Here is a 26,796-nt window from a genome sequence, read left to right as displayed (position 1 = left end):
CGGTCTCTTCACGGTAGCATCCGCAGCCGAAGGCGGCAAGTTCGCGGAAGGCAATACCTATCAAGTTACGTTGGCGGACGACAACCTGGTCTTCCGAGGTCAAGACGCGACGACGAGAATCTATGTTTTTAGCGTCGCCAAACAAGAAGTCATGAATATCCCGTTCAATCCGAACATGATCTATCTGCCCTTCGCGGATGTCGCGGATATGATGCTGGACGGCGAGGATGTGGATTCGCCCGCGATTTCGGTGATCTCGACGACGATGGGCGACAGCGAAGAGGGTCTCGCCGCGGCGAATGCGGGCAGCGGAACTTTCGCGTATACCGACAGTACCGTAATTCAAGTTGGCGATGTCGTCGCCATCTATGAAGGGGTTCGTCCCGATCTGCGCACGGTAGCAACAACCGGTGCCGACGACGGCGATGTCGCCTATGTACAGATCACGGCGATTGACGGAAGCACCTACACCTATGATCACGCGGATGCCAAGCAAGTATTGTTCAAGCCGGATGTTCTGCCAGTGAGTGTAGATGCGGACACGGATGAAGAGCCCGACAACCATTCCATCACGGTAGAGCACATCGCGATGAACTATAGCGACAGTCTGTATGCACCATTCGGCCTCAGTGAACTCACCACCGTCGATGTGGGTGATTTTATCGGCTTCTATGAGGGTGAATTTGCCCAAGAAGGTTCTAAGGTAATCGGTTATGGGCGCATCACGTCGATTACGCCTGCGGCGGAGATGGACGTCATTACGTATACTGATGCCACAGTCGAAGACATGAAGCATGTCTTCGATATCTATCAGAAGCAAGCACTTGACGGCGACCTGCTGTTGTCGAATGAGGATATCGCGGAGATCGAAGATCAAATTCAGCGGCAAGCGATAGCCAGCGGATTCGTCGATGAGGCGGCGAACTATCTGTCCGCCCTGGCCTTGAAGACGAATGAAGTCAAGGCAAGGTCGGAGGTCGGTATTCTATCGGCTTCAGTCGGCCCGAGCAAAGTCAGCGTGAAGAATCTAACCGTCGTCGCTTCGCTCGGCACGACGCTGAAGAACATTGCCGGCCGAACCTCCGGTGTCAGCGCTACGCTGCAAGTGGGAGCCGATATTGTCGTTACGATTAATGAAGATAGCTACCTCGTCATCCATATGACCGGTACATTCCTTGAGGAGATGAGCCTGGATCTAGGAGTGGACGGGTCGATTCGAGATCATACGGACTATTTCGAAATTTTAGGTAAGAAGATCCCTTACTGGTACCACATCGATGATTATGTGGTCACCGCGAACCTGGACGCTTATAGTTACACCAGCATCAACATCACGGCGGAGATCGCTACCGTCGAAAAGGGTAACTTGCCCAAGGCGCTGGGAAACTGGGCGGGAGAGAAGGACGCCGGCCATCTGGGTCAGGTGTATGACATTGCGAAAGAGATTAAGGCGTTAATCGAGGGTGTGCAAGATACAGGAGTAGACGCGGCGAAACTGAAGAAACAGTATCAGAAGATGCTGGAAAACGAGACGGATTGGGTTCCACTAATCAAGAGGGAACTCGTATCGAGGAGCAAGACAGTGGCTGCCGGTCTCGTTGAAGTCGAATTTACGGCAGAGTTCGTTGTCAGTGCCAATGCGAACCTGACGATGGGGATCGATTTCAGCTATAAGACTGCCAAGCGCTACTCGCTTACCCTGGGCTTGATTAGTTTCACAAGCAATAACAGCAACTTTAGCTTGCCGGGCGACGGCGACTACCAGTTTACATTCTATGTCATGGGTACACTCGGATTGCGGGCGGGCGTTAATATGTCGGTTAAAGCGGGGGTTGGAAAAGTCGAGTGGGATAGCATCGGACTGTCCGCAGAACCCGGCGCTTACGTGAATTTGTGGGGATACTTCTACTATCAGACGAAAAATGTGAACAAGGTGCAGTCCACGATGTCTTCCGGCGCTCTATATCTAGAGCTTGGTATCTATCTGGAGATTGCAGTAGGCGCTGATGTGTTAGATGGGGAGTTTTCGGTCAGCGCACCGGTGTACGAGAACACATGGCCGCTTTACACGGTAGGGTCAGAAAATATGATCGACGACTTCGCCTATCCGCAGGATGACAAGCTCGGATTGACGTTAGCGGGCTCCGCGACATCTATCGCCGTGCCGGAGTCGTTGCTGATGATGAGTACGTTTAATTTGAAGAAAGGCGATACGGGTACCCAGGCGTATAACACCTCGAAATTCGATATTAAAGTGGACCAGGCGAATTTCAGGTATAACGCGAGTACCCAGAAGATCGAAGTGGTGAACAAGAGCATTCCGGTAAGTACTGGCAACTTGGTCATTACCTGGAAGAGCGCGCCGCTGTCGTTCACGTCCGCTCCACTCAAGCGCACGATTCCGTTGACTTGGCTCGCCAGAGCGGGTGATTATACCCTCCAATTGGATCCGCAGAACGGCGGAGTGACCAAGGTCGTCGCTGCCGCTTACAACGCGGCGATCAACGTGACAACCCCGGTATATCCGGGATACACGTTCGACGGCTGGTATAAGGCTGCTTCCGGCGGCACGAAGACGACGATTCCGAGTCAAATGCCTGCAGAGGATCTCTATCTGTACGCGCACTGGATCGCGAACAACAATACGCCTTATACGGTTCAGCATTATTTGATAGACCCGAACACCAGGACATCGACTTCGCCTGCGTATACGGAAATACGGACTGGAACAACCGGTACGGAGATTCGGATAACCTCGGATAGGTTCAAGAACCAAGGCTATGCGGACGGTACGGTAAGCGGTGTGTCTATCAAGGGAGACGGCTCGAAGGTCGTTAAGATGGATTACTATCCGACAAATCGAACCATGACCTTCGATTTGGGCTATGCGGGCGCTCCTAGAAGCACCGTAACAGAACAATTCGGCAAGAACATCGCCGCTCATATACCCGTGCCGACAAGACCGGGATATACGTTCGCCGGTTGGACGCCGGATGTACCAAGCGCCATGCCGACTTCAGACACCACGTATACGGCAAAGTGGACAGCCAGAGCCGACACGACTTACAAAGTCATCTATTTGCAACAGAATATAGCGAGCAACACCTACACGGTTGCGGGTACGGAATCGTATCGCGGTCCAACCGATACTGAGGCGAATCTGATAAGTGTCACGCCTAGAATCTATGCGGGCTTTAAGCTCGACGCCAGCGTTCCGGGAACTGTGCTGGCGGCCAAAATAGCGAGCGACGGTACAACGGTTCTGAAGTTGTACTACAAGCGCAATACTTACGCAATGACGATCGATTACAATGGCTCTGACACGGCTACAAAGGTAGTTGACGTACCGTTTGGAGCAACGACGGGGTTATACCTTGGAGCTCCGGATTGGCAGGGGCATGCATTCGCCGGATGGTCGCCCGCCCCACCTTCAACGATGCCCGCGCAGAATGTCAAGTTCACCGCTCAGTGGACGCTTAACGGCTACACGGTAAGCTTCAACAGCGACGGCGGGTCGGAAGAAGCGGCTAACCAGTCGGTGGGTTACGGCTACCAGGCCAACAAACCGGTTGAACCGACGAAGAACGGTTATGTGTTCGGCGGTTGGTACAGCGACAGCGCTCTGACGATCGCTTACGACTTCACGACACCGGTGACTGCTGACATCACGTTGTACGCGAAGTGGATGAACAGCTACACGGTTAGCTTCAGCAGTGACGGCGGTACGGCAGTGGCTGACCAAACGGTGAACGAAGGCGCCAAGGCTACGGCGCCTGGCGCACCGACGAAGGAAGGCTTCGTGTTCGGCGGTTGGTACGGCGACAGCAATTTGACGACCGCCTACGACTTCACAACAGCGGTAGTTACTGCTGATATCACGTTGTACGCGAAGTGGACGATCGACATCAAAAACAGCTACACGGTAAGCTTCGTCAGCAACGGCGGCACGGCAGTGGCTGACCAAACGGTGGACGAAGGCGCCGTGGCCGCGGCACCTAACGCACCGACACGGGTAGGTTATACGTTCAATGGTTGGTACAGCGATAGCAACTTGACGAGTACCTACGGCTTCACGGTAGCGGTGACGGGTAATATCACGCTGTACGCGAAGTGGACGATCAACAGCTACACGGTGAGCTTCAACAGTAACGGCGGATCGGCGGTGAGTAGCCAGCCAGTGAATTATAGCGGCATGTCTGCGGCGCCTGACGCACCGACGCGGCAGGGCTTTGTGTTCAGCGGCTGGTACAGTGACCTCGCTGGGACGAATGCCTACGTCTTCACGACACCGGTGACGGCTAACATGACCTTGTACGCGAAGTGGACGGCTAGCTACACGGTGAGCTTCGATAGTAACGGCGGGTCGACGGTGAATAGTCTGCCAGTGAATTATAACGGCACGGCTACGACACCTGCCGCACCGACGAAAGAAGGTTATACGTTCGGCGGTTGGTACAGCGACAACGGTCTGAATGAAGCCTATAACTTCATGACACCGGTGACGGCTAACGTCACGTTGTACGCGAAGTGGATGTCTAGCAGCTACACGGTGAGCTTTAACAGTAACGGCGGCTCGGCCGTGGACAGCCAGACGGTAAATCCTGACGGCACGGCTGCGGCACCTGCCGCACCGACGTGGGACGGTTATTCGTTCGAAGGTTGGTACACTGACCTAGCCGGGACGAATGCCTACGACTTTGCATCACCGGTGACGGCAGACATCACGCTGTACGCGCAGTGGACGATGTCGGCATGGCGATCCGTAGGAGACGCGATGAATAAGGCTTCCGAGATGTTTGGAAATTCGTGGCTGAACCTCGTATTCGGCAGCGACGGCACTCCTTATGCTGCTTATTCGTTCGCTAGCAATCTATTCGTGATGAAATACGAGGGAGGCGAGTGGAAGACCATTGGCGATGTAACCGACTTCGGGTATGGGACGACAATGACGCTCGCCATTGACGGCCATGACAATCTTTACGTGGATTATCTTAGTAGCGATAGCGATTATTTTAGGGTTGTGAAGAAATATAACGGTGCCACTTGGGAAGCCGTAGGCACGACAGGATCTGCTAACGGCCTCAACTCATCCATTGCGTTCGACAGCAATGACACGCCTTATATTTCTTATAGTGCAAACAGCTTCTCTGATCGTGCAATGGTGGTGAAATATAACGGCACTAATTGGGTGAGCGTAAGCGGCGGCCAGGCGTTCTATGAGTCTGGTGATTATCCCGTCATGGCGGTTGATCGCAACAATACTCCGTATGTGCTCTATGAGTATTTTGACGGCGGGTCTGCTTATATCACTGTGGTGAAATACATGAATGGCGCCTGGGAGACTGTCGGCAATTCCCGCTTCCCGGCGAGAGGGGATGGAAACGCGTCGTTTGCGCTCGATCCTAATGGCGTACCTTATGTGGTCTACAATAGCGGTTCCATTCTGAGCGTGATGAAATATACGGGCAACGCTTGGGAAACGGTAGGCAATGCCGGATTCTCGGCAGGTTCGATGGCAATGAGCACAACCATCGCCTTCGACAGCAACGGCACTCCTCATGTTGCTTATCAAGATGCTGCAAGGGGCAACAAGGTGACCGTGATGAAGTACGGGGGCAGTAGTTGGAGCCCCGTAAGCAATGCCGGCTTCTCCGCAGGGGAGGCTAAATGGATTCAGCTCGCCATAGACAGCAAAGACAACATTTATGTGATCTATACAGATTCCGTAAACGAAGGTAAAGTGACCGTGAAGAAGTATAATCCGGCCTCGCAGTAACCTTCAATAGTACAGACCAGCAAAGCAGCCTACTCCCATCGGAGTAGGCTGTTCTGCTGTTAGCCCGGCATGGGCAATAACTTAGCGAAGGGAGATCGGGGCATTGATTAAGAACACCCATTTCCAGGACAAACGCTGATTGAGGCGTACATTTCCCTTTAATGATGTTATTATTTAGATAATTAACTTACTTATTGCGCTCTTGTAGATTGGGGTTGTGTGCATCATGAGGGATATTCTCCGAACCGGGTCTCGTACGATCTTGCTTTATATAGCTGCTGCCGTTGTTGTTGGTTTGGTTGCAAGCTATGCCGTCATCTCTGTACCGGACTCCCCTAAGATTCAAAGTGAAGAGGGCATTCTGGATTTAACGCAGGTTCATGTCAGTAAGAATCCACTAAAGTTACAAGGGGAATGGGCATTCTACTGGCAAGAGCTATTGTCGCCGGAGGACATACAGAATCGCTTAGCAAGGGACGGATATAGTGACCGCTGGATCAACATCCCGGGCTCCTGGCTAGGCTATCGATTAGATGGTCAGAAGCTGAACGGTACGGGCTTTGCAACATTTCGTCTGGTTATTGAGCTTAGCGAGCAGGATCGGGACGAGCGACTTGCTATGCGGCTGCCGACCATCTTTAATTCTTATAAATTGTGGGTTAACGGAGAGCTTTTGGAAGAAGTCGGTGTGGTTGGTCCGGACAAGAGCAGCGTGACACCGCATCTAGCAACGAAGTTGCTGTTCTTCCAGCCCAAGAATGACACCGTAGAGCTGGTTATGCAAGTCGCTAACTTCCATCATAAGCGAGGCGGCATCACCGCGGATATAGAATTGGGCGGCAGTGACGTATTAACGGTCCGGACACATCGGGAAGTTGCAGCAGAGATCTTCATAACTGCAAGCCTGTTAGTGATTGGCGTGTACAATCTGCTTTTGTTCGTGCAGCGACGCAAGGACAGGGCGCCGTTATATTTTGGTATGTTTACCGTGATGTTCGGTATCCGATCCTTGGTGGTCGGTGAGCTCATGTTTACACAATTGTTTCCTCAATTTCCATGGGAATTGCAGCTTAAGATCGAATATCTGATTCTTTGCATCAGTGGTTATATCATCACAATGTACTTTGATTGCATGTTCCCGAATTATGTGTCGAAATGGTTTCGCCTTGGAACCCGGATCGCAACCGGCGCACTTTGTCTAGTTGTTGTGGTGACCCCTGCACTTATCTATTCAAAATTGTTACTGGCGATCGGTGTGATCGTTGTTCTGCATATGGTTTATCTGATGGTTGGGCTGGTTCAAGCAGCTGTGCGGCGTATGGAGGGAGCGCTGGTCTTCCTGCTGGTGTCGGTGGTTACTTTGGTTACGGTTATCAACGATTTTTTATATTACAACGGATGGTCACGAATTGAAGATACATCTCCGCTTGGTCTGTTGGTGTTTACGATTGCACAGATGATTCTGCTTTCTTTGAGGTTTACCAGGGCGGCATCGAACGAGGAGAGGATTGCGCGCGAGCTGCTGGACGCTAACGACAAGCTGACCGAATTGAATACGAATCTGGAACGGACCGTGCAGGAACGCACGCAGGACTTATCCGCAGCTCACGATGGTCTCCGCGCTTCGTATGACCGATTGCTTCAATCCGAGCAAGGGAGGAAGAAGCTCCTTGCCTATATTACGCATGATCTGCGTATGCCGCTGTCCAGCATGCTTGGTTATGTGGAAGCCGTGCAGGATAGGGTCAAGCCGGAACGTAATGAACAGTACCTGAAGTATATTCGGGATAACACGATAAGGATTAACCGCATGATCGAGGAGTTGAGCTTCTTGTCGCATTTGGAGACGGGACAAGTCTCGTACCGCATGGAGCAGGTTGGTGTGATTCACTTTTTGAGCCGATTCTATGAACAATACGAGTTGGTTGTACATGACGCAGGGCTCCATTTCACGCTGGATATCGGGGATGCGGAAGATCAACGAGCGAATTTGCCTGTTATCGAGATGGATGCGCAAAGATTAGAGCAGGCGTTGTTTAATCTAGTGTCGAACTCGATGAAGTTCACCTCCGAGGGCGGGCTGGTGCGTATTGCACTAGCTGTGGACCAGGTGAATGACACCCGCTATGCGATCATTAGCGTACAAGATTCTGGCATAGGTATTCCTCCGGAGCAGCTCGAGCAAATCTTCGATCGCAATTACAGGTATGATCGACCGGACGCGGAGACGGGGGTCGAGGGCAGCGGGCTCGGACTGGCGATTTGCAGGGAAATCGTACAAGCACATAGAGGGACGGTTCGAGCGGAGAGCGACGGCAAGACGGGGGCGATATTCTATGTAACGCTGCCTTGTATTGTAAATAAAGCAATCCCGAGAGAATTATAAGGATTCGGGGGACAGAATATTGGCAGGTTGCCAGAAGTGCGTTAGTAGAAAGCCAGGTTCGAGTGTGGGGTAGTCTTTACTTGAGGCTGTTAACCTATTTTTTATTCTTTCGCCAGCTTCTTAGCAGAAGTATGTTGTAATCGCGAACTTAAAGTTTTCTTTATACTTTCACAAGTTGTCCCAGCAGCCTGCTAGTATAGAAGGAGAAAAATTGACATCATTTTTCCTATTTCCAGCTACGATAAGGGAAGAATAAGTATGAAGAAGGCAACAAAACGGGAGTGGAAGTTGACATCACGGATTCCGGCGGTGACCGCACTGCCAGCTATAATTTGCGTAGGAACATAATGACCTCATCGTGATGTTCATGTTCAACGCCCCGCACAAATTTTCAGGGCATATTCTCCTTTAATGATGTTATCATTAAGCAATCAACTTACGTATCGCGCATCCTGTCGTACAAGCGGATGGAGGGACGGTTCGAGCGGAGAGCAACGCAAGACAGGGTCGATATTCTATATATCGCTTCCTTGTACTATATAAATGAAGGAAGGTGACGGCGTGGCAAACACTCACAAAATAATGATTGTCGATGATGATCCCCATATATGCGAGATTGTTCAGGTTTATTGCGAGAGGGAGGGCTTCATATCCTCCTATTGCCACAGTGGGACAGAAGCCATGAAGCTGCTTGCATCGTTCAAGCCGGATTTAATTGTACTGGATGTCCTGCTGGCTAATGAGAATGGCATTGACTGGTGCAGGAACGCACGCAGCTACACGAATGCGCCAATCGTGTTTCTGAGCAGCCGTGAGGAGGACGAGGTCAAAATCAGTGCGTTATCCTATGGCGGCGACGATTATGTGACCAAGCCGTTCAGTCCGGGAGTACTCATGGCCAAGATCAAGGCTCATCTTCGCAGAGTATCGACGGGTAGAAGGGAACAACTGCTGGAGTTACCGGGTTTGACGCTGGATTACTACGCACAGTCCGTCAATATGAATAGTGAAACCATCTTTTTATCGAAAAAAGAGTTTAGTCTACTGTCCTATATGGCACAAAACGTTAATCGTGTCGTTACCGCCGATGCGTTGTTTCAGCTCGTCTGGGGTACGGAAAGTCTGGAGGATACGAGAACGGTCGCCGTACATATCAGTAATTTACGCAAAAAAATTGAGGCTGACCCTGCCAATCCTGAGCGAATCGTAACGATTCGGGGGGCCGGATATATGCTGGTTGCCAGAGGTTCGTTGTAAACGTATACATTAAAGGTATAAGTTTTCGGGGTGGAGATGATGTTCCTCGGGGGTTGGAGTAGCTAAAGGGCTGTTACCGACTGGGTTACATTACAACGGAACAGCGTAGGCAATAACGGGTTGGTCAATACCCTTCAAGTTATAAGTTTGGGGTTCCAAATGTGGATAATCGGCTTTGATGCAGTGATAGGCATCGTCTGATATCAAGATTTCCCCGTTTTGGGCTGCGCCTTGAATTCGGGAAGCTTTATTGACAACAGACCCAATAATCGTGAAATCCTTATAAGCTGTGCCAAATTCGCCTATAGAGGCCGTACCTGTATGGATGCCAATTCCGATCTTGACCGGGGAGTCCACGCCTGATATAGCTGAAAATTCGGATTGCATATCTCTACATTTCCTTTGGATCTCTATGCCGGCCATGACAGCCTGATGGACGTGATCGTGCCGCTCCAAGGGGAAATTAAATATAGAAAGCACCGCGTCACCGATCATTTTATTAATAATGCCATCTCTCTTCCAAATTGCCGGGGCGCATTCATCATAAAATTTCTCTAACAACCGTGCAATGTCAGCTGGATCGGCATGTTCTGATAGACGGGTATACCCCCTCAAGTCGGCAAACATGACGGTGGCTGGGATTTCGATCTGTTTGTTTTTCTTAACCCTTGTAAACATAGATTCACAAATTGTGCATAGATTTGGATGCATTCGACTGGGCTTTATTCCCATTAGGCGAAAAGGAAAAGATATCGGGCTGCGAATAAAGATCGGCACTTTCATTTGTTGCCAGCATCCTTTGCAGTACACGCTCTTGAAATCACCCATATTTGCAACCTCTTCCAAAGAAGCATTCTTGCTTCTTAAAATGTTTACTTTAAATATACAATATTTTCTAGATGTGCGCGATGGGTATGAAGTATCTTGATGGGAGCTTCAATAGCCTTAATAAAAAGGGCGAATTTTCGATTATCATTTAAAGAATAAAAAGGATAAATGTCTTAATAAATCGAATACCGAATATATAAATGGATTTAAACAGCTTGCGGAGGACTAACTATGATTAGAAGTACAAAATTTCTTATTCCCCCTGCGAGAAAAGCACGGATCGAAAGGCCGCTGATGACGCGAAAGTTGGAGGAAGGCATGGAGGTCAAGCTGACGTTGCTGTCCGCCCAAGCCGGCTACGGCAAAACGACAGCATTAAGCGAATGGGCGCGGCAAAGCGGCGCTCTAGTTGCCTGGGTCTCGTTGGATAAGTACGATAACGATTGGAGCGCGTTCTGGAGCTGTATTGTGGCGTCCATACGAGAAAGGCTGCCGCGGTTCGGTGAATCGATAGGTTTTTTGCTCGAACAGGAGTCGGCGGCTTCCATTGATTCCGCCATTTCGGCGCTTTTAAATGAACTTAGCACGATTGACGGTGAATTCGTTCTGATTCTGGACGACTACCATGTAATTGAGAATGCACCTGTCAACGAATCGATCCGATATATGCTGCAGCATTTGCCTTCGCATGTCCATCTCTATATCGCAAGTCGTACCGAGTTGCCTTTTCCCACGACCAGGCTTCTTGCCAAAGGCGAGATCCATGTCATTCGCATCGAGGACATGCGATTCGAGCTGGAGGAGGGGGTTGTTTTCTTCCGGGAGACGACGGACTTATCGCTAACGAAGCAGCAAGTCGTCGTCTTATTTCAACAAACGGAAGGTTGGGTGAGCGGACTGCAACTTGCAGCCATCACGTTGAAACGGAGCCGCAATATCGCAGATACTATTCGTCAGTTTAACGGCAGACAGCGCCAAATCTCCGATTATTTACTAGAAGAAGTATTCGGGGACTTGCCGGAATCCTTGCAGGGATTCCTGCTCGCCACCTCCGTTCTGAGCCGCATGAATGGGGAGTTGTGTGCAGCAGTAACAGGACAAGCCGACAGTCAGGGCCAACTGGAACGGTTGGAACAGTTGAATTTGTTTCTTATTCCGCTGGACGAACAGCGCGATTGGTTCCGGTATCACCATCTTTTAGCCGAGTTTCTGCAGCAACTGAGCACCAAGGAACACCCGGAGCTGTGGAAAAAATCTCATCATCGGGCTGCGATTTGGCATGAGGCTGAAGGGCTCTACGAAGAGGCGGTGGAGCATTACACTCAGGCGCAGCAGTCAGAGGACGCCGTTCAGCTCATCGAACGAATTATGCCGGATCTCCTGCTATTGAAGGGCAATATGCTTTTAAGATGGATTGCGTCCCTGCCGGAGAGTAGCTACGCGCACAAGCCGACGTTCGAATTGTTCTATATCTCTAAATTATTGATGGATGGAGAATGGAGTCGAGGGCTGCACAAGACCGAACAAGCGGAAACGCGATTTCAAGCCATGAAAGCCTTTATTCCTGAGCCCGAATGGAATCAGTTGATCGGCAATCTCTATTACTTGGGAGGAATTTTCTCCTATTTGCAGCAGAACTTGCCGTTGACTTCACGCTATTTTGAGCTGTCGGAGCTGTATTTGCCGGAAGGGAGCAGTTTCCAGATGGTATCTAGCAAGCGGTATCAGGGGCATGAAGGGTTTATGGATCTTCTCTCGCTGACCGACAATCTTCACGAGGTGGAACAATTTCTGCTGAAGTGGATTAAGGCATGGGAGAAGAAGAGAAGCTATCCGCATATCGGCTACCTGTATTTGTCCTATACCCTGCTTCTGTACGAGTGGAACCGGTTGGAAGAGGCAGAGTCGTATCTCGGACAAGCGATGAGTCGAGAGGATCTGCGGACCAACGTATGGATTTGGATTCAGCTCGGTCTTGTCTCATCATGGCTTCAACAGGCGCAGGGAAGAGGAAGTCAAGCGGTCGAATGGCTTGGTCAGCTCGGCTTGAGCGTCGATTCACCCGATCAGCAAGTGATTTGGAAGAGAATCAATGCAGAGCAAGCCCGACTTTTACTGCATCAGGGGCAGCTTCGGGAAGCATACGAAAGGCTGGAGAAAAGCGAGATGTCGCCTTCGGATGAGGTCTCGGACCGCCATTTCGAGGAGTATCTGGTTCTAGCAAAAGTTCTCGCAGCGAACGACCGGACGGAGGACGCACAGCAATTGCTCGAACAACTGGAACGTCTGGCGGACAAGGAAAATCGTTTGCGGGGCCGAATCAAGCTGAAGATTGTGCAGAGTATGGTGCTTTGGCAATCCAATCGTCCCAAAGAGGCAATTGCTCCCTTGCAAAGCGCCTTGCAGCTCTCGGAACCGGCGGGCTATATTCGCAGTTTCCTCGACGAGGGTCCGCTGATGATTGAAATGCTTGCCGATCTTCTGAACGACCGGCAAGAAGCTGCGATGCCGCCATCGCACTTGACATATATTCGTCTGCTTCTTGAAGCTGCGGGCAATGGTCAGTCCAATAAGTATTTGTCGGATGAGGCGCTGACTGAGAAGGAAGAGCAGGTACTTGTTTTGCTCACGGAGGGATTAATCTATAAGGAGATTGCCGCTCAACTGAATATTACCCTCGACACGGCAAAGTTCCATGTAAAGAATGTTTATCGAAAGTTAGGGGTACATAATCGAGCGCAGGCGATTCAACGAGGCAAGCAGCGCCGGCATCCGGTTTGAGGCGATAGAGGTCTTAACGCGCTAGAAAGTACAAACGAGCAGTTACACAAGAGACAGTGCCCAAAGGGTACTGTCTCTTGTTGTGTTCGGTGACCCATGCAGCGAGAAAGAACCTACCCGATTTAGTAGAGCTAACCTACCCGAAAGGGCGGGTCAAATCGGTTAGGCTATCTTTTATAATGGAAGACAGTAGCAATTCCGTTCACTAACAATTGTAAGAGGAGTGTTGAGACTTCATGATGAAGCGCAGTTTTTATTTATTTACGGTTTTGTGTATGCTAACGGGATTACTTACCTCTTATGCTTCTGCCGAGGACGGAAAGAGCGGAAATTTCTTTCTGAGCGGATTGACGATATCCGGCGGAACGGCTTACGAAGATAAGTCGGACGCGTTATTTTCGAGTTACTATGCAGACGTTGCGAACGACGTGAGTGAAATCACGGTTACGCCTACGGCACAGGACAGCAAAGCGACGATCCAGGTAAACAGTGCGGGAGTGGCCAGCGGCAACGCTTCGGAAGCGATTGCTCTGCTTGTGGGCGTCAACACGATTTCCATACTGGTCACGGCAGAAGAAGGTGTTACACAGAAAAACTACACCTTAACGGTAACCCGGGCGGGGCTTCAGGGCAGCGACGCGAAACTGAGTTTTTTGAACGTAACTACAGAAGACAAGAGACCGTTCGGTTTAGGTTTCAACTCGAGTCTGCCGAATTACGACATCGGCTCTGTGACCGACATGAACAGGCTCATTGTGAAGCCGGATTTGTCGGATAGCGCGGCCACGGTGACGATAAACGAGATACCTGTGACAAGCGGCAGGGATAATCCCGTCGATCTGAGTTTGGGTACGAACACGATAACGGTGAAGGTGACGGCTCAAGACGGTACGACAACGAGATCCTACATGGTTAAGGTCAAACGATTGGCCGCATCCGATGCTTATTTGAACGCTTTGACGATATCCAGTGGCACAATTGTGAGGGATTCGACAGATAATTCGAAATTCACAGCAAGCGTAACGAGCGGCGTGTGCAGTATTTCGGTTACGCCGACGACGCGAAGTAAATTGGCAACAATCAAGGTAAACGGAGAAACGTCGCCAAACGGCGGCGCATCGAGACCGATTGCTTTGAATGTGGGAAGCAACACGATTATGATCCTGGTAACGGCGGAAGACGGAATGACGCAGGGATCCTACACGTTGACAGTAACGAGGCCGGCGGCTACGGTAACCTTCAATTCGCAGGGAGGCAGTCCGGTCACGGGCTTGACGGACGTCATGCCGGGCACCACGATTAGCGAGCCGATTACGACCCGTGAGGGCCACTTTTTCTTGGGGTGGTATGCCGATTCGAGTTACAGCAAGCAATGGCATTTCGACACGGATACAGTTGAATCGGACCTCACGCTGTACGCGAAGTGGGTTCAAGCCTACACAATCGTCTTCGAAGCGCAGGGAGGCAGCGGCACGATCGCATATCTAACCGGCGTCACGAAGGGACCAATCAGCGCTCCGGTCTCTCCGGTCAGAGAGGGCTACACCTTCGCGGGCTGGTACAGCGAAGCGAGCTATGTAACGCCATGGTACTTCGAGACGGATATTGTGAACAAGAGTATGACGCTGTATGCAAAGTGGACGGAGGGTCAGAGTTACACCGTATCCTTCGATTCGAAGGGAGGCCCTGCGTTTGCGAGCTTGACCGGCGTCGGCCCCGGGGAGAAGATTCGCATTCCCATTCTAACTCGGGAGGGCCACTATCTTGAAGGTTGGTATAAAGAACCGAGCTATGCGACACAATGGAATTTTGCTGCGGACACGGTAAATGCCGACACCACGCTCTATGCAAAGTGGGTAGCGGTGTACACGGTCACCTTTGACACGCAAGGAGGAAGTGCTGTTCCGGATAAATTGACCTATTTGGGAACGATTCCGGCTCCGACAACCCCGACCAAATCGGGCTACATCTTCACCGGATGGTATCGGGATGCAAGCCTGACGACGCAGTGGGACTTTGCGGCCAATCCGGTGAACAAAGATATGACGTTGTATGCGGGTTGGTTCTCTGAGCCGGGCTACACGGTTACTTTCGACGTGCGCGGAGGCATCGAAGTGGACAGTATTACTGGTCTATATCCGGGAGCCAAGATCCCGATGCCGGCAGGCCCTTATAAAGAGGGTGAGTACGAATTCGACGGCTGGTACAAGGAAGCAAGTCTTGAGACGCCGTGGAACGTGGAGACCGATACGCTCAGCGGCAATACGACATTGTATGCGAAGTGGAAGGATAGCACGTATTCGGTCACATTCGAAATAGGAAGCGGCTACTTTGAAGGTGATCTCGAGACCCGATTGCTCCATGTAAGCCGCGGAGCGAAGATCGCGAAGCCGCCGAATCCAATTAGTAGATCCAAAGGGGTTTATTTCAACGGCTGGTATAAGGAAGCGAGCCTTGAAACACCATGGGATTTCGATACCGATACGGTGATGGGTTTTACTTCTATATACGCGAAATGGACGAGAATGTTCGAAGTCACTTACATCTCGGAATACGGCGGATACTCGAACACATATAAAGTTTTTGCGGGCTCGAAGCTCGAAAAGCCGGCTGATCTGACGTTTGAACACTATACCTTCAAGGGCTGGCATATCCGTGGAGGGAAAACGTGGAACTTCGAAACCGATACGGTGAGCGACGATCTCTCCCTCTTTGACGAATGGGAGCTCACCAAGTACACAGTAACGTTCGATTATCAGGATGGCAGAGCCGGCATCCCCGTGTTAGTGAGCTATGGAGATGTTACTGCCCAGCCGTACGTACCCGAGAAAGAGGGGTACACGTTTGAAGGCTGGTACAACGACACAAGTTATGCAACGCCATGGGACCCTAGGTTCAATGCGGTATTGGGCAATATGACGCTGTATGCGAAGTGGACGGCGATTCCGGCAGCGACGTACACGGTGACATACGACACGCAAGGAGGCAGCGAGGTGGCGAGCGCAACCGGCTTAAGCGCTGGAGCGAAGCTCGCGAAGCCAACGGACCCGACGAGAGCGGGGCATACGTTTGAGGGCTGGTACGGTGAAGCAAGCTATACGACGCAATGGAGCTTCGGCACGGATACGGTGAGCGGCAATATGACGCTGTTTGCGAAATGGACGGCGATTCCGGCAGCGACGTACACGGTGACATACGACACGCAAGGAGGCAGCGCGGTAGCGGCAGCAACCGGAGTAAGCGCCGGAGCGAAGATCGCGAAGCCGACGGACCCGACGAGAGTGGGGCATACGTTCGAGGGCTGGTACGGTGAAGCAAGCTATACGACGCAATGGAGCTTCGGCACGGATACGGTGAGCGGCAATATGACGCTGTATGCGAAATGGACGGCGATTCCGGAGAGCAACAACGCGAACCTGAGCGCGCTTAGTCTGTCGAACGGAGGCTTGAGCCCGGCATTTGCGTCGGGAACGATGAGTTATACGGCGAGCATGGCAAATGGCGTCAGTAGCCTGAAGGTTATACCGACGGCGGAGGATAACAAGGCTGCAGTGACGGTGAACGGTAAGGCCGTGGAGAGCGGAACCGTTTCGGAAGTGATCAGCCTGAGCGTGGGAAGCAACACGATCACGGTGGCAGTAACTGCACAGGATGGCACGACAACAAGAACATATAAACTGGTCGTGCAAAGAGCGGCAGTCCAGACGGTTCATTCTGCAACACCGATACTGTTAACGCCGGGCACACCCGTATCCATTGAAGTTCCCTTAGGCATAGCGGATGCCAATGTTGCCGTCACGCCGGTAGCGGTGGGGTCAAACAAAGAAGCGACTCTGCCGCTGGTAGACGTTAAAGCGGCTACTTCATTAGGCAATGTGAGCGTTGTAATCCCGGAAGGAACGAAAATTACGGCTCCCGCGAGTTGGGACGGGACAATTAAACTGCCGGCCGTACAGAGCACTAGCAGCGTATCGGTCAATAATGCAGACGTGAACGCCGTCATTGAAGTAGGCTCCTCTGACGTATCATTAACCTTCGATCATGCGGTGCGTTTGTTAATCCCGAACATGGGGGGGAAATTGGTCGGGTTTGTAATCGGCGACGTGTTTATGCCAATTACAAGCACGATTTCAGCTGACACCCAAGCTGCGGCAGACAGTGAAATTGCAACCGGTGGTGAGGCAAAGATCACCGTTGGCAGCGATATTGTCATTTGGACGAAGCACTTCACGAAATTTGTGGTCTATACGCCAGTTACGACTACACCGGATACACCTCCTACTGCTGGCGGTGGCGGAGGAAGTGCTCCGTCCGATCGTTTTACGATAGGCGCATACTCCAGTGCCGAGTTCACTCTTGGCAACGTTAAGTTTTCCATTCCAGAAGGGGCTACGGACAAAACCATTCAAGTAACCGTGGATAAATTGGCCGACATCTCAAAATTGCCTAAAGATGTTTCCCTTCAGTGGCTTGGGGATGTTTACGATATAAAGAAAAACAGCAATGGCGAATTTATAAAGCCGGTTACGATAGTACTTGCTTTCGACAAGTCGAAGCTAGACTTCAATAAGAGTAATGCAGCAGTCTACTGGCTGAATGAACAAACAAACAAATGGGTAGTACTGGACAATGCGAAGGTCGATCAAGATAGCGGCACCGTATCCGGCTCTGTCACCCATTTCGGGAAGTTCGCTGTGCTCGTTTCAGAACGAGTTCAGCCCCCCTTACCGTCGATAAGCGAAACGAACTTGACCGATATCAAGGGCCACTGGGCGGAAGTCAGCATTCGAGATTTGTTTCAAACAGGGGCAATCAACGGATACCCGGATATGGTCTTTAAACCGAATGACTCTATTACAAGAGCTGAGTTCGTCTCCATCTTGGTAAAGGCTCTCAGGTTGACAGCACCGGATAGCAGCGGCTTTAACGATACAACCGATCATTGGGCTAAGGATTCGATCAGTACGGCCGCAGCTTTGGGGATTGTTTCCGGTTTTGAAGATCATACCTTCCGTCCGAACGATCTGATTACTCGTGAGCAAATGGCAGTGATTGTATTCCGCGCGTTGAGGCTGGATTTTTCAAGTAAGTCCGTCAGCTTTTTGGACAATTCGGCTGTTTCCAGTTGGGCAACGGAAGCTATAGCTTCTGCAGCCGAAAACGGGTTAATTAACGGTTATGAGGATGGTACTTTTAGAGCAAAAATCAATACCACTCGCGCAGAGGCCGCTGTCGTCATTTTTAAAGCGATAGCCCTTCAGAAATAAGGTCATAGAATGGCACCCAATTGGGTGCTTTTCTATTTCTCCGAAAGGCGGATTCAAGATTGTTGCGTTTACCCTAAATGGTTAGTAATGTTAAGGTGAACCGTATCATAAATAACGGCAAGTTTTTGCGGTGGTCGAGATGATCCCGATTTTCCCTTTCAAGAAGCATGATAGCAGCAAGTATAGTATAAAATATTTTTTTGGGGAAAGGTGCGGCAGTATGAACAAAACAGATCGTTTGTTAGCCATAGTGCTTGAGTTGCAACGTAACGAAGTGTTACGAGCAGAGGATTTGGCTGCTACATTTGAAACAAGCGTGAGAACCATCTACAGGGATATTCAGGCCTTGAGTGAAGCCGGCGTACCCGTGATCGGGGCGCCAGGACAGGGATACTCCTTAATGGATGGATATTTCCTTCCGCCAGTCAGTTTTACGGTGGAAGAAGCAGTGACTTTACTCATCGGGAGTGATTTTATCGAGAAGTGGTTTGATGCCGACTATGCCAACAAGTCTCGGACTTCACGAGGTAAGATTGAAGCCATCCTACCAGAACCGATCCGCAGTGAGGCATCACGGATTCGCAAGAGCTTTCGTTTGCGTGCTTCTGCTGAAGATGTAGCACGAATACAAGAGAAGGCTTATATGGAAGCGATTCGTCAAGCAATATTGGAGGAAAGAAAAATAAGATTCCGTTATTCCAAAAGAATTGCCGAAGCCGATGGGAACCGTCACAGTATTCGTACAGTTGCTCCTTACGGACTTGTGATTCTTCATGAGTCATGGGTACTCATCGCACGTTGCGACTTACGGCAAGACATCCGTCATTTCCGGTTGTCCCGGATGAATGAGCTTATTGATCTGGAGGATAGTTTTCAACTGCCATCAGATTTTCATTTGGATGTATATCAGCCCCCAGATGATCGCAACGTCCGTGTGCGTATCCAGGTCCAATCTGATATTGCCGATAAGGTAAGGGAATCGAACAACTTCTATATGGAGACTATGGAGGATCATCCCGAAGGGCTCCTGGTCACCTTTCGCGTTCGTCAGCCTGAGGAGTTACTGCAGTGGGTGCTCGGCTGGGGAGGCGAAGTGGTTGTGCTGGAGCCGGAATTCTTCCGACTGAGGGTTAGGAACGAAGTGGAAAAAATGCTAAAACGCTACTGACATAATGGTGTCAGTAGCGTTTTTGTATATTTAGATAAAGATGACGAAGGAGCTGTTGAATGATGAGCATAACAAAAGAAGCATTACAACGATTCGAGGAAACTGCGGCCCATTATATTCATGAGTTGGATAAATTCAGTCTGGAGCAGTTAAAGCAAAAGCCAAGTGACAATGAGTGGTCAATCGGACAGATGGTTCAACATCTCATTAGCTCAGCTCTTTATATGCAGCTTCGTAATGTGGACCAATGCCTGATGGCAAGCCAAGATCCCTCGGTATCTAGAGAGGAAAAAACCGTGGATGGTGGGGCTGTATTTGCTCAAGGGAGTTTCCCACCTATCCGAATTCACGTTCCGCCTTCTGCCCAATATACGCCAGAGCAGCCGGAAAGCAAAGAGCAACTCATTCAAGGGTTACACACTGTCATCCAGAGGATGCAGGAGATTGAACCCACTCTTGATAAAGCGTCTAAACAAAATACAGTATCCCATCCGCGATTCGGTGGACTGTGTGCGGAAGAATGGTTTCTACTTGTTGAAATGCACTACCGTCATCATCTTCTACAGTTGGGCCGCTTAAAAGAAGGAATTTCAAGTTATGAAATTAGATGATATAAGTGAACAAAGCCGCTTCTGGATTGGTGTCGTGTCCGCATCCCATGTGAAAGGTGGAGAACTGGGCGGATTCGCCCAGCTCTGTCACGGCAAGTCAGCGTATTTACGTAAGATGCGTCAAGGCGATTGGTTGATCTACTATTCCCCGCGCACAGAAATGACGATAGGGGAACCACTTCAGGCGTTCACAGCGTTCGGGGAAGTGGCTGATGATCAAGTCTACGAGTTTCAGATGTCCGAATCGTTTGTGCCATTCCGCAGAAATATTAACTATATATCATGCCGGGAAGTAAAGATTAGAGATCTATTAGAACAGCTTAGCTTTACGAGAGGGAACCGAAATTGGGGATATTCCTTTCGCTACGGTCATTTTGAAATCGGACGGAAGGACTTTCTGATCATTGCCAGAGCGATGCTTGAGCAAAGTGTGGAGATAGAATATTTTTAAAACTTGCTGCTTCAGTCATCGCGGTGGAATCAAGTTGATTCTAGGTCCGATTCTCTGCTTGTCGGGGTATGTTCAATAGCTATATGCGTTTCAAGCTCCTAAGGCAACAAGTTTTTGGCTTTTTCCTTTTCAGAAAAATCGGCATAAAGACGACCATTTATAAACCACCCCAGTATCAAAACAGGTATTACGAGAATAAATTCAATCCGAAAGACCGTTTGCAAACCGGCAACGATACTTTGTGTTTTATTGTGAAACGCAGCGGGATCGAGCGATTGGTGAAGATAATGATTGGCTCCGGACGACATGATGCCGACGAACAAAGCGATGCCAATGCCTCCAGCAATCTGTTGGAGCGTATTGTATATGGCTGTGCCATGGGGGACCAGGTGATGCGGAAGTTGATTCATTCCTGCCGTCTGAGCCGGCATGACGACAAACGATATGCCTAAGAATAGGAGGACATGATCGAACAGAACGGAGCCTCGGGTTGTATCGCTGTCGATACCGGCAAACAGCCACAGCGATAAGACGATCATGACTAGTCCGGGCATTATGACGAATCTCGGCCCGAATTTATCAAATAATTTTCCTGTCACAGGCATCATCATTGCGTTTAAAAAGCAGCCTGGCATCAGAAGTAAACCTGTAGCGAATGCTGTCAACTGCATCACATCTTGCATATAGATTGGCAACAATGTCGTGGTGGCGAATAAAACCATCATCAGCACGACCACCAATACCGCTACCAAAGAGAAAGCAGGATACCGGAATACGGAAAGATCAATTAGAGGCTCTTTAATCTTGAGCTGCCGCCAAATAAGCAAGAGCACAAAGAGGCCGCCTATGGCAATCCAACTGTAACTCGAAGAACCGGCCCAGACACCAGTTTGACTGAAACCGTAGGTGACACAACCAAACCCGACGGTTGACATAACAATGGATAGAAGATCTACCCTGGGCTTGGTTATTTCTGTAACATTTTTTAAGTAAATGAATGCATAAATAATTGAAAACAATGCGACAGGAATCACCATGTAGAATAGCCATCGCCAGTGTAAGGTATCGATAACTAACCCTGACAAAGCTGGCCCGATGATAGGGGCGACCATGATGACAAGCCCCATGAGACCCATGGCGGCCCCCCTGCGTTCGGGTGGATAAAGGGTAAGAATCGTATTCATCATCAACGGAATTAATAATCCTGTCCCGCAAGCTTGAACGACCCTGCCTATCAGCAAGACTTCGAATCCAGGAGATACTGCACATAAGCAGGTACCTGCTAAAAACAAAGCCATCGCGGACATAAACATCCGGCGAGTCGTGAACCACTGCTGTAGCAACGCGGTCACTGGCACCAGTACGCCGATCACGAGCATATAGCCGGTCGATAACCACTGTATGGTCGCGGCAGCAACATTGAATTCTCGCATCAATCCAGGAAGCGCATTGGCAAGCAAATTTTCGTTAAGAAATGCAACAAATGCACCGATGAGGAGAGTGGTTAACATCGGCCCTTTTTTTATTTCGCTTGCCTCTTGAACCCGTTTGCTCATCTTCTACCTCCAGAGAATAGGCTGTATGCCACCGTAGTGTCTTGACACTGAATCTTCACCTGCCTGTCGTGCAGGTCATCCTACACCATCACTTTCCAATAAGGAGTAAAAATTGTCGCCCTCTTCATCATCGAATTTGCCAAGCGCCCGTACCCTGACAAATTCATGTCCGCCAAACATGTCGATTTCCTCGCCGAAACTATTGTAGAGCGCGATCATATTGCCATCCCGATTCAGCTCCAGATACCCGTAACAAGTTGACGCGGGCGGTTTGTCGTATAAGAGCAAAAATCTGATTTTGTCTAGGCTATTCATGCAGTTCTCCTTTCCTTATTACCCAACAATCTGAATAATATTTTACGTGACACCGGATGAATTGGAAAAAGCGATATCGCCCTGCATACTCGCAATTTAATTCTAATTTAGAAAGCATAAGGGGGGATCTCCCGCTATGTCGCTCATTTGCACATTATCTCTTGACGAGATGCGATTTGGGGATTATGATAACGTGCCGGTTAATTGAACAAGGTAAATCAAAAAAAGGCTGACTTTTCGAGTGTGGTGGCACCGAATCGTCAGCCTTTCGTGTAGATCATGAGATTAAACCTATAAGAGCATCAACTAAGGACATGCCCTGGTAGTATGGAAACTTGACCCCATTGAAGTTGGTTGAAAACAGTGTTACTCTTACAACGGTAAACTCATAATCTATAATTTGCATTATCTCTAATAAATAGTCCCCATTTTAGTTATAAAGAAAGGTAATACTATGATAAAAGTTGAAAACTTATCCTTCTCATTTCCGCAAAAAGAACTATATAACAACATTTCATTTACGCTTGAAGAGGCACAACATTGCGCTTTTATAGGAACAAGTGGCAGTGGGAAAAGTACATTGATCGATATATTGATGGATCCAGAAAGATATTTGTTTGAGGGCAAGTTAGAAATAGACCCGAATTGCAATATTAGGCATGTAAGTCAATTCCCACAATTTGACAAAACGAAAGAAACTACCGTTTTTGAATATATAGGGGAAGAATTTATTAAGGTACAAGATGAAATAACAGCTATTTGTACGGAGATGGAAACATCATCGGATTTGGATGCGTTATTAGAAAAGTATCAAGTAGCGTTAGACACATTTGATACAATCGGTGGGGCTGATTTTGAAAGTAACATTAATAAGAAACTAAATCTAGCAAACCTCATGAAGCTAAAAGATCTAAGGGTATCCGACCTGAGTGGCGGGGAATTCAAACTGATTCAAGTGATGAAGGAAATGCTTAGTAGTCCAGATTTAATGATTATGGATGAACCCGATGTATTTTTAGACTTTGAAAACCTAAATGCGCTTAAAAATCTGATTAATTCTCACAAAGGAATGCTGCTAGTTGTTACGCACAACCGATATCTATTGAATCACTGTTTCAACAAAATTCTACACCTAGAAAATAGGGAGATCCAAGAGTTTGATGGGCGATATATCGAATACAACTTCTCCTTACTTCAGACAAAAATTGAGTTGCAAGAAATCGCAGTCGCTGAACAAGAAGAAATTGAGAGATACGATAACATTATTGATAATCTTAGAGCTATCGCAACATATAATTCAGAAGCATCTAGGGGTAGAGCGTTAAAAGCTAGAGTTAGATTTCAAGAGAGATTGGAAGCGCGTAGAATTAAGGCACCATTTGTTGATATTAAGCAACCTACAATTAGTTTTGGTATTGAAAATGAGATGGAAGACACCATTGTTGTAAATGTAAATAATTACAGTGTTACTTTTGATGAGTTGCTTTTAGACAATGTTAATTTTGAGATAAATTCTACGGATAAAGTAGCCATTATTGGTCCAAACGGTACCGGGAAAACGACTTTACTTCGAGATATCTTTACAAATAATCATGCTTCAATTGAAATAAGTACTGATGTTAAAGTGGCTTATTTATCTCAGAATCAAGGTGAAGTGCTAAAGGATTCTAATACAATACTAGAAGAATTCATCGATGCTGGATTTAAAACGTATGATGAGGTTAGATCATATATTTCGAACTATGGCTTTGAAGGAGAGATCGTTAATCAAAAGATAGCCTCTTTATCCGGTGGAGAAAAGAATATGCTTCAATTGGCTAAAGTTTCTGCCAGTAAAGCAAACGTATTGCTTCTTGATGAACCGACAAGTCATTTGGATACCTATACACAAATAGCTCTAGAGAAAGCCATTGAAGACTACAAAGGTGCGATTCTCATGATTTCTCATGATTTCTACTCTGTTGTAAATGGGATGGATTATGTGTTAATCATTGAAGATAAGACGATTAGAAAAATGAGTATGCGAAAATTTAGACAGATGATTTATGCGAGCCATTTCGATAGAGACTATCTAGAAAAGGAACAAAATAAAAAATCTGTTGAAATGAAAATAGAATTGGCTTTAAAAGATACCAATTTTGAACTTGCAAAAGTATTGGTTGAAGAGCTAGAAGAGCTGATTAAGTTACTTTAAATGATAACACCGTGTTAGGTGGTTCGAAAAAGCCCTTGCTCGATGAGCTAGGGCTTTTTGGTTCGATTAATAACGGATTCCTTCAAATGCGTTTTTTACTAAACTCTCCACATAAGCTTTGTCTAAGGTTTCGCCTGTCACCAGCAAACGATAGAAAATCGGCCCGTAAATGAGATCAATGCATATGCCAATGTCGAGATTATTTTTCAATTCCCCGCGTTGAACCCCTTGTTCCAAAAGACCTCTGGCCTCCAGTCGGCGGGGACGGAAAAACCGAGCACGATAAGCCTCCGCCAATCCTGAATCAAACTGCCCTTCGCCTAATAACTGTGTAATAATTACTCCCTCGCGGCTTGTCAAAAATCCCGTTAAATTTGTGGCGTGAATGAGAATATCATTAAATGTTGTACCTGTATCAGGGATGGGTAGTCTGTCCGTGGCGGCATGCATAAAACCATCCATAACCACGGCAGCCTTGTTAGGCCACCATTTATATATCGTGGCTTTGCTAACTTGGGCACGATCAGCAATTTTATCCACTGTGACAGATTGAAAGCCATTTTCCAGCAATAATTCGTATGATGCGGAAAGGATAGACTTTTGAGATTCCATATTCCGCGGCCTGCCTCTTTTTCCATTCATCGTCATCATCCTCTTTCATCCATACATATCATTTAAATAAACTATACGTCCAGTATACCAATTATTATTAAGAAATAAAGTTGCAATTACCTATTTACAAAACTATACGTTCAGTATATTATTTGTTATGCATTTAGTAAACTATACGTTCAGTATTTAAAGATAGATGAGAAAGGATAGAATTGGAGTTGATATGCAAACATGAATGTATTGTCTGTAGAACATTATATTTTTATATAAGGAGCTGTCTAAAATGACTACTTTAAAAAAACAAACGAACGAGAAAAATATCCCCTCATGGCTGATCCTGCTTCTGGCTGCCGCATGCGGTGTCATTGTAGCTAATCTTTACTATGCGCAGCCTTTGGTTGGGGTCATCAGCTCTTCCATCGGGCTGTCTGCAAGCAGTTCTGGCTTAATCGTGACGTTAACACAGATAGGTTATGTAGTCGGGTTGTTATTTATTGTGCCTTTGGGAGATATCGTTGAAAATCGAAGGTTGGTTGTCGCATCTTTAGTTCTTACAGGTGTTGCTCTTGCGGTTACGGCAGTATCGAAGCAAGCTGTGCCATTCTTGGCAGCATCGTTTGTCATCGGAATAGGGTCAGTCGCGGCGCAGGTGCTCGTGCCTTTTGCTTCATACCTTGCATCGGATTCTTCACGCGGTCGTGTTGTCGGCAATGTCATGAGCGGTTTGTTGCTTGGCATTATGCTCTCGCGCCCGTTGTCTAGCGTCGTGGCCGACTTGCTGGGCTGGCATGCTGTATTCGCTTTGTCTGCCGCAGCGATTATTATTTTGGCGATCGTATTGTCAAAGGTGCTGCCTGAAAGAAAGCCCACAACGGCTACACGATATACCGCTCTGCTCGGATCGATGTGGGGCTTGCTGCGCACAACTCCGATCTTACGCCGCCGGGCTGCTTACCATGCATTTGTTTTTGCTACTTTCAGCTTATTTTGGACAACAGTTCCGTTATTGTTATCCGGGCCGGTCTTTCATTTTTCACAGATAGATATTGCGCTGTTCGCGCTTGTAGGGGTTGCGGGGGCTATAGCTGCGCCTGCGGCTGGAAGGTTGGCGGACCGAGGCTGGACTAAACCCGCAACAGGGATTGCACTCGGCACTGTCATCATTTCGATGTTGATACCGCTCATGATCCGCACGGGTTCCATTACTGGAATCGTTATTCTCGTCGTTTCAGCTATTTTATTGGATGCTGGCGTATCCGCAAATCTTGTGCTAGGACAGCGTGCGCTCTTCTCACTGAGTCCAGAAATTCGCAGTCGGCTGAATGGCCTTTTTATGGCTATCTTCTTTTTTGGCGGTGCCATCGGATCCGCAATTGGTGGATGGGCATATGCGACAGGAGGCTGGAGCGCCGTGTTATGGATTGGCATAGCTTTTCCGGTCGCAGCCGTCCTTTATTTTGTGACAGAGAAGAAATAATTCTATTCCACTGATTAATGCAGGTGGACCATCGGTATAATTGTTTATATTCAGTTTATAAGGTTATTTTATTCTGTAATCACACCATTAAACATGGAATGGATTACAGGGGGAACG

At 48.5% G+C, this 26,796-nt stretch carries 14 protein-coding genes; 10 read left to right on the top strand and 4 right to left on the bottom strand.

Going from position 1 to position 26,796, the window contains the following annotated elements; all coding sequences use genetic code 11:
* Nucleotides 1-523 precede the first annotated feature (523 nt).
* The 3 genes from HQN88_RS37795 to HQN88_RS23050 all read left to right on the top strand — a co-directional run bounded on the left by HQN88_RS37795 (nucleotide 524) and on the right by HQN88_RS23050 (nucleotide 9,419).
* The gene (locus HQN88_RS37795) at nucleotides 524-5,776 is read left to right on the top strand and encodes an InlB B-repeat-containing protein (RefSeq protein WP_338118536.1); all 5,253 of its coding nucleotides are present in this window, start codon (nucleotides 524-526) and stop codon (nucleotides 5,774-5,776) included.
* Between the two features lie 226 nt (nucleotides 5,777-6,002).
* Nucleotides 6,003-8,162, top strand: a complete 2,160-nt coding sequence (locus HQN88_RS23055; protein WP_173116947.1) for an ATP-binding protein — start codon at nucleotides 6,003-6,005, stop codon at nucleotides 8,160-8,162.
* 561 nt (nucleotides 8,163-8,723) lie between these two features.
* On the top strand, nucleotides 8,724-9,419 hold the full coding sequence (locus HQN88_RS23050; protein WP_173116945.1) for a response regulator transcription factor: 696 nt from the start codon (nucleotides 8,724-8,726) through the stop codon (nucleotides 9,417-9,419).
* A 90-nt stretch (nucleotides 9,420-9,509) separates the two neighbouring features.
* On the opposite strand, the gene HQN88_RS23045 is transcribed toward HQN88_RS23050, so the two are convergent.
* The gene (locus tag HQN88_RS23045) at nucleotides 9,510-10,247 is read right to left on the bottom strand and encodes an adenylate/guanylate cyclase domain-containing protein (RefSeq protein ID WP_173116943.1); all 738 of its coding nucleotides are present in this window, start codon (nucleotides 10,245-10,247) and stop codon (nucleotides 9,510-9,512) included.
* Between the two features lie 231 nt (nucleotides 10,248-10,478).
* Here HQN88_RS23045 and HQN88_RS23040 point away from each other — a divergent pair, with 231 nt between their 5' ends.
* The 5 genes from HQN88_RS23040 to HQN88_RS23020 all read left to right on the top strand — a co-directional run bounded on the left by HQN88_RS23040 (nucleotide 10,479) and on the right by HQN88_RS23020 (nucleotide 20,525).
* The gene (locus HQN88_RS23040) at nucleotides 10,479-13,028 is read left to right on the top strand and encodes a winged helix-turn-helix domain-containing protein (protein WP_173116941.1); all 2,550 of its coding nucleotides are present in this window, start codon (nucleotides 10,479-10,481) and stop codon (nucleotides 13,026-13,028) included.
* A gap of 236 nt (nucleotides 13,029-13,264) precedes the next feature.
* The gene (locus HQN88_RS23035; protein WP_173116939.1) at nucleotides 13,265-18,295 is read left to right on the top strand and encodes an InlB B-repeat-containing protein; all 5,031 of its coding nucleotides are present in this window, start codon (nucleotides 13,265-13,267) and stop codon (nucleotides 18,293-18,295) included.
* 220 nt (nucleotides 18,296-18,515) lie between these two features.
* Nucleotides 18,516-19,463: a helix-turn-helix transcriptional regulator gene (locus tag HQN88_RS23030; protein WP_173116937.1), complete on the top strand. Its 948-nt coding sequence runs from the start codon at nucleotides 18,516-18,518 to the stop codon at nucleotides 19,461-19,463.
* Between the two features lie 62 nt (nucleotides 19,464-19,525).
* Entirely contained in the window at nucleotides 19,526-20,074 is a 549-nt protein-coding gene (locus HQN88_RS23025; RefSeq protein WP_173117094.1) for a DinB family protein, read from the top strand.
* Nucleotides 20,061-20,525: an EVE domain-containing protein gene (locus HQN88_RS23020; protein WP_173116935.1), complete on the top strand. Its 465-nt coding sequence runs from the start codon at nucleotides 20,061-20,063 to the stop codon at nucleotides 20,523-20,525. The genes HQN88_RS23025 and HQN88_RS23020 overlap by 14 nt, the downstream gene beginning before the upstream one ends.
* 98 nt (nucleotides 20,526-20,623) lie before the next feature.
* Here HQN88_RS23020 and HQN88_RS23015 read toward each other — a convergent pair whose 3' ends face one another.
* Together HQN88_RS23015 and HQN88_RS23010 are read right to left on the bottom strand one after the other, a co-directional pair.
* The gene (locus HQN88_RS23015; RefSeq protein ID WP_173116933.1) at nucleotides 20,624-22,081 is read right to left on the bottom strand and encodes an MDR family MFS transporter; all 1,458 of its coding nucleotides are present in this window, start codon (nucleotides 22,079-22,081) and stop codon (nucleotides 20,624-20,626) included.
* Between the two features lie 75 nt (nucleotides 22,082-22,156).
* Complete coding sequence (locus tag HQN88_RS23010; protein WP_173116931.1) at nucleotides 22,157-22,396, bottom strand: hypothetical protein; 240 nt, start codon at nucleotides 22,394-22,396, stop codon at nucleotides 22,157-22,159.
* Nucleotides 22,397-22,850: 454 nt separating this feature from the next.
* Here HQN88_RS23010 and HQN88_RS23005 point away from each other — a divergent pair, with 454 nt between their 5' ends.
* Nucleotides 22,851-24,590: an ABC-F family ATP-binding cassette domain-containing protein gene (locus tag HQN88_RS23005; protein WP_173116929.1), complete on the top strand. Its 1,740-nt coding sequence runs from the start codon at nucleotides 22,851-22,853 to the stop codon at nucleotides 24,588-24,590.
* A 66-nt stretch (nucleotides 24,591-24,656) separates the two neighbouring features.
* Here the strand turns inward: HQN88_RS23005 and HQN88_RS23000 are convergent, their stop codons facing one another.
* The gene (locus HQN88_RS23000) at nucleotides 24,657-25,232 is read right to left on the bottom strand and encodes a TetR/AcrR family transcriptional regulator (protein WP_173116927.1); all 576 of its coding nucleotides are present in this window, start codon (nucleotides 25,230-25,232) and stop codon (nucleotides 24,657-24,659) included.
* Nucleotides 25,233-25,485: 253 nt separating this feature from the next.
* On the opposite strand from HQN88_RS23000, the gene HQN88_RS22995 reads away from it, so the two are divergent.
* Entirely contained in the window at nucleotides 25,486-26,679 is a 1,194-nt protein-coding gene (locus tag HQN88_RS22995) for an MFS transporter (protein ID WP_173116925.1), read from the top strand.
* The last annotated feature ends 117 nt before the right edge of the window (nucleotides 26,680-26,796 follow it).

It is taken from the genome of Paenibacillus qinlingensis (genome assembly GCF_013204845.1).
In the GTDB taxonomy this organism is placed as follows: domain Bacteria; phylum Bacillota; class Bacilli; order Paenibacillales; family NBRC-103111; genus Paenibacillus_E; species Paenibacillus_E qinlingensis.
This window is presented reverse-complemented; position numbering and strand designations above follow the sequence as displayed.

Bases quoted from the DNA above. Each gene is read 5' to 3' on its own strand.
- HQN88_RS23005 (WP_173116929.1), top strand. From the start codon at position 22,851: ATGATAAAAGTTGAAAACTTATCCTTCTCATTTCCGCAAAAAGAACTA.
- HQN88_RS23030 (WP_173116937.1), top strand. From the start codon at position 18,516: ATGAACAAAACAGATCGTTTGTTAGCCATAGTGCTTGAGTTGCAACGT.
- HQN88_RS23010 (WP_173116931.1), bottom strand. From the start codon at position 22,396: ATGAATAGCCTAGACAAAATCAGATTTTTGCTCTTATACGACAAACCG.
- HQN88_RS23000 (WP_173116927.1), bottom strand. From the start codon at position 25,232: ATGAATGGAAAAAGAGGCAGGCCGCGGAATATGGAATCTCAAAAGTCT.
- HQN88_RS22995 (WP_173116925.1), top strand. From the start codon at position 25,486: ATGACTACTTTAAAAAAACAAACGAACGAGAAAAATATCCCCTCATGG.
- HQN88_RS23040 (WP_173116941.1), top strand. From the start codon at position 10,479: ATGATTAGAAGTACAAAATTTCTTATTCCCCCTGCGAGAAAAGCACGG.
- HQN88_RS23045 (WP_173116943.1), bottom strand. From the start codon at position 10,247: ATGGGTGATTTCAAGAGCGTGTACTGCAAAGGATGCTGGCAACAAATG.
- HQN88_RS23055 (WP_173116947.1), top strand. From the start codon at position 6,003: ATGAGGGATATTCTCCGAACCGGGTCTCGTACGATCTTGCTTTATATA.
- HQN88_RS23025 (WP_173117094.1), top strand. From the start codon at position 19,526: ATGAGCATAACAAAAGAAGCATTACAACGATTCGAGGAAACTGCGGCC.
- HQN88_RS23015 (WP_173116933.1), bottom strand. From the start codon at position 22,081: ATGAGCAAACGGGTTCAAGAGGCAAGCGAAATAAAAAAAGGGCCGATG.
- HQN88_RS23020 (WP_173116935.1), top strand. From the start codon at position 20,061: ATGAAATTAGATGATATAAGTGAACAAAGCCGCTTCTGGATTGGTGTC.
- HQN88_RS23035 (WP_173116939.1), top strand. From the start codon at position 13,265: ATGATGAAGCGCAGTTTTTATTTATTTACGGTTTTGTGTATGCTAACG.